Raw genomic sequence first — 3,478 nt, 5'->3', positions numbered from 1 at the left:
TAGAAGTCCAAGGGGATAAGCTCGACGGCCCATCCGCCTTCTTCGCCCAGTGTGGCAGCCGGGTGCATGGACGCGATGCGCAACGCCTCGTCAAGGCTGTCCGCCTCGATAATGAACAGGCCGCCCACGACTTCCTTCGACTCGGTGTAAGGCCCATCGGTGATGCGCGTCTCTCCAGTGCGCGGGCGAAGCGTCCTCCACTTCTCCAGATCGCCAAGGGAGGCGGAAATCAGAACCTTGCCGGTAGCGCGCATCTTCTCGTCCAATGCCGGGCACTGGCTCACCAATTCCTTGATTTCGTCTGGCGCCATCGCGGCGAATTTTTCGGGGGAGAAGTAGGCCAGGCCGAGGTATTTCATGGGAAATCCTTTGAATAGGGTTCACTAACGACGAATGTGATGATCGGAAATCGACAATGCTCTGGTTAGTTTGCAGCGGGTCTCACCAGCCTGTCCGCTTCGGGTCCCCTCCACGCACGCTTTGCCTCACTCGAAGGATGTGGCCATTTCCCAACGCTGAAGCGGCCATCAATGTGCACGGAGATCGCACGACAGTGGCTGGTCGAATCGGCCCTTGGCTGAAATCGTTGTCAGTGGTATCGCCGCTACATGAAACGATGAGTAACGGCATCGGGCAAGAGTCGGCCAATTTCTGCCAGTCGTAGTATTGTCGGAAATGTCCGTTGTCCGCCGATCGACGGACACTGCGGGGCAGAAAACGTAGGCGCCACGAGCTCGCATTCTCTTTACGCTTTGTTCGCACGCAATGTTTAGAAAAACGTAATGAGCGTCGCCTTCGGTTTCGATTCGAGAAATGATCTGATTGCACGTCCACGTATTGATAAGCGCTCCACTTCCAGGCGTAAAAGAAAATAAATGGCCTGCTGAATATGGAATCGAAATCTGGTATTGGTCGCTTGAATGTCGCCGATATTCCCGAACTGGACATGCGACTCTACTTTCCGACAGGTCACACGTGAAATCGAAAATTATCGTCATAGCGTTAGCCCTGATGTCCGGCGTCGTGGCGTCGGCACAGGCTCAAGCGGCGTCGCCGCGGGCGGCCTCCGACGTTCCCGGCACGCCGGCCGGCACCGTCATGACGAAGGAATACGTGGCGCTGGTTGGGCGGTTGGCCTACCTGTGGGGCTGGCCGTTGGTGAACAATTTCAACCGGTCGCTTGCGGTGAAAGATCTACCCGAACCCGGCAGGATCGGCGGCGTCATTCCCGGTTCGCCACACAACCACGTGTCGATGCTGACAGACTATATCGATTCAGCCGAAAACTTCGTGACGTGCCCGAACCAGGACACCGTTTATGGCGCCGGGTATATGACGCTCGACACGTCCCCGGTTGTGATTCAAGTACCTGATTTCGGCAAGCGTTTTTACACCTATCAGCTTTCCGATGCCCGCACGGATTCGTTCGGCCACATCGGCACTCAATATCGCACCAGGCCCGGTTTCCATCTACTTGTCGGACCGAGCTGGAAGGGCAAGATCCCTCCTGGAATAACGGAGGTGCATCGCTCGTCCACCAATCTAGCGGCAGTTTTTCCCCGCATTTTTCAGGACGATACGCCTGAAGACAAGGCCGCCATCCAACCCCTGTTAAATCAGGTCATGGTCTATCCGTTAAGCGAATACACCGGGAAAATGAAGACCACGGACTGGAAGAGCACACCGTCTTTTCCGCCGCCTGCCACAGACGGCAATGGCGAGGTCAAATGGGTGATTCCCGAGAAGTACTTCGACGAACTGCCGCTCGTCATGGCAATGGTGCCGCCGCAGCCGGGAGAGGAAGCCCTTTACGGCATGATGCGCTCGGTGCTGGATGCCGCGGCCAAAGATCCGCAAATCAAGGCAACCTTGGTGGAATCCGCCGTAGCAGCGGAATCTGATCTGATCAAACCGCTATTCGACTTCAGGAACAACGGTCGCCCGGTCGGCAACGGTTGGACATCGCCTCCTAACGGTGCCCGCTGGGGCACTGATTACCTCTCGCGAGCAGCAACAGCGAAGTCGAATATGTACGACAACGGGCCGGAAGAAACCCGATACATTTATACGGACTTCGATTCAACCGGCCATCGTCTGGATGGGACGAACAGATATACGGTCACCTTCCCGAAGGGCCAACTGCCACCGGTCAAGGGATTTTGGTCACTTACCGTCTATAACAAGGAGCATCTTTTCGAGGCGAACAAGCTGAACCGGTTCTCGCTTGGGACGAAAAGCAAATCGCTCAAGTACAACGCCGACGGTTCGCTTACGTTGTACTTCCAAAACGAATCCCCAGGAGCCGAAAAGGAGACCAACTGGGTGCCCGCGCCGAAGGACGTGTTTTCTTTGTACATTCGAGCCTATTGGCCGGGGCCTGCGATTCTCGACGGGACATGGACACCGCCACCGGTGCTGCGACAGGAATAAGAGAAACTGCGAATATCACGAGTGTCTCACTGCGGCAAACCGTTTGGGAGCTCTGGCCGTCCGTAGTTGTGCAGGCGGCCGCGACGTAGGTTGATTGTGCTGGCTTCGCGTTTCTGATATTAATCCGAAAAACGCTAACGGGTACGTCTCTTGACCGTGGAATTAACGCGTTTAACATCGCCTCATCGCGTAGCATTTTTATCTGGGCTGTTGCATCAGATGATGAATATCAGGCTCTGCGATTGAAACAAAGTGGACTTCCTGTCAATGCGGTTGCTTCAATTAGGCGCCGACAATGGATTTAGTTCGAGGCATGCGTTTGTTCGTGCGGGTAACAGAGCTCGGAAGTTTTCGCAAAGCTGCAACCGAATTTGATCTAAGCGCACCAATGGTCACGAGGAGCATGGAAATGCTCGAATCCCACCTCGGCGTCAAATTGTTGAATCGCACGACCCGATCAATCCAGTTGACGGCCTGCGGCCGGAGGTATCTTGAGAGTTGCCGAAGCTGGTTGGAGAACTTGGACGAGTTGGAGTCAACGATTCCGGCGTCAGATGGCGAGCCCAAAGGTACGTTGCACGTAACGTCATCGATGGCGGAAAAGCCTCCACATCTCTCGACCCTGATATGTGATTTCAGGAATGTTTATCCCGACGTCGATGTCGAACTCGTGTGCATTGACGACGTGGCATTGGTCATACGGCGACAAGTACTGGGCAACTGTGACACAACATCCCCACGCGTTGTACGGCCCCGTCGAAGCTCCTGTAACGACCTGAAAGGAAGTTGTCCATTGACCTTCGCTGACTGGTTAGGCGCATCCCGGCCACTTTCGGTCGTTCGCCAGGATGCCGTGAATCATCGACAATCACTAGCCAGTACCCCAGTTCCAGCGGGACAATCGCCGCAATTTCTCAGTTTTGGCATCGCGACTTGAAATGTGAAGGTATGAACTTGATCATCAAGCAGCTTGTCGATGAATTGCACGAACATGGTATCTACCTGCCAGATGGCGACGTTCGGATCGGCAGTTTTGGCGATTCCGAAG

The 3,478-nt window shown here is 55.0% G+C and carries 4 protein-coding genes; 2 read left to right on the top strand and 2 right to left on the bottom strand.

Annotated features, from left to right (window positions below):
- A partial coding sequence (locus tag GSQ93_RS26000) for a YciI family protein (RefSeq protein ID WP_158938773.1) occupies positions 1 to 359 on the bottom strand: 359 nt, incomplete at its 3' end.
- Between the two features lie 652 nt (positions 360 to 1,011).
- On the opposite strand from GSQ93_RS26000, the gene GSQ93_RS25995 reads away from it, so the two are divergent.
- Entirely contained in the window at positions 1,012 to 2,430 is a 1,419-nt protein-coding gene (locus GSQ93_RS25995; protein ID WP_158938505.1) for a DUF1254 domain-containing protein, read from the top strand.
- Between the two features lie 295 nt (positions 2,431 to 2,725).
- On the top strand, positions 2,726 to 3,367 hold the full coding sequence (locus GSQ93_RS38770; protein ID WP_158938504.1) for a LysR family transcriptional regulator: 642 nt from the start codon (positions 2,726 to 2,728) through the stop codon (positions 3,365 to 3,367).
- On the opposite strand, the gene GSQ93_RS38300 is transcribed toward GSQ93_RS38770, so the two are convergent.
- A partial coding sequence (locus GSQ93_RS38300) for a hypothetical protein (protein ID WP_254074058.1) occupies positions 3,289 to 3,478 on the bottom strand: 190 nt, incomplete at its 5' end. The two genes, GSQ93_RS38770 and GSQ93_RS38300, sit on opposite strands and share 79 nt — an antisense overlap.

Source organism: Burkholderia sp. S171 (assembly GCF_009766085.1).
Lineage (GTDB): Bacteria > Pseudomonadota > Gammaproteobacteria > Burkholderiales > Burkholderiaceae > Caballeronia.
This window is presented reverse-complemented; position numbering and strand designations above follow the sequence as displayed.

What these genes read in the sequence shown, in the direction of transcription:
- GSQ93_RS25995 (WP_158938505.1), top strand. Translation starts at nt 1,012, where the DNA reads ATGTCCGGCGTCGTGGCGTCGGCACAGGCTCAAGCGGCGTCGCCGCGG.
- GSQ93_RS38770 (WP_158938504.1), top strand. Translation starts at nt 2,726, where the DNA reads ATGGATTTAGTTCGAGGCATGCGTTTGTTCGTGCGGGTAACAGAGCTC.